Origin of the sequence: Stenotrophomonas koreensis (genome assembly GCF_001431525.1) — a bacterium.
Taxonomy (GTDB): Bacteria; Pseudomonadota; Gammaproteobacteria; order Xanthomonadales; family Xanthomonadaceae; genus Stenotrophomonas; species Stenotrophomonas koreensis.
Genome location: NZ_LDJH01000056.1, coordinates 1 through 492, shown reverse-complemented (window position 1 = coordinate 492; position 492 = coordinate 1). Strand labels below are relative to the sequence as shown.

Annotated in this window: 1 protein-coding gene; it reads right to left on the bottom strand. The window is 66.1% G+C overall.

Annotated features, from left to right (window positions below; translation table 11 throughout):
• Positions 1 to 95 precede the first annotated feature (95 nt).
• On the bottom strand, positions 96 to 492 hold a 397-nt coding region (locus tag ABB25_RS14085; protein WP_057667897.1), incomplete at its 5' end, for an EVE domain-containing protein.

Below are 492 nucleotides of genomic sequence, written 5' to 3'. Positions count from 1 at the left end.
TGGTTGGGAGGATGGGGTAGATGCGCACCTTGGTGCACGATGGGGCTTTTACCGGGAAGGCCCCATCGCGCACCAAGGTGCGCTCCTACGGGGTATCAGGCCGGCTGCTTTTCCAGCGACAGCAGCAGCTTCCACTGCGCGGCGGTCACCGGGAACACCGACAGCCGGCTGCCGCGCGCGGTCAGCGCGAAGCCTTCGCCCAGCTTGTCGGTGTGCTGCTTGATCTCCTCCAGCGGGATCACCTGCGCCAGCTTGCGCTCGAACGCCACGTCCACCAGATACCAGCGCGGCTGCTCGCGGGTGGCCTTGGGGTCGAAGTAGGGCGTCTTCGGGTCGAACTGGGTGTCGTCCGGATAGGCTTCGCTGGCCACGGTGGCGGTGCCGACGATGCCCGGCACCTTGGTGTTGGAGTGGTAGAACAGGATGCCGTCGCCGACCTTCATGCCGTCGCGCATGAAATTGCGCGCCTGGTAGTTGCGCACGCCGTTCCAC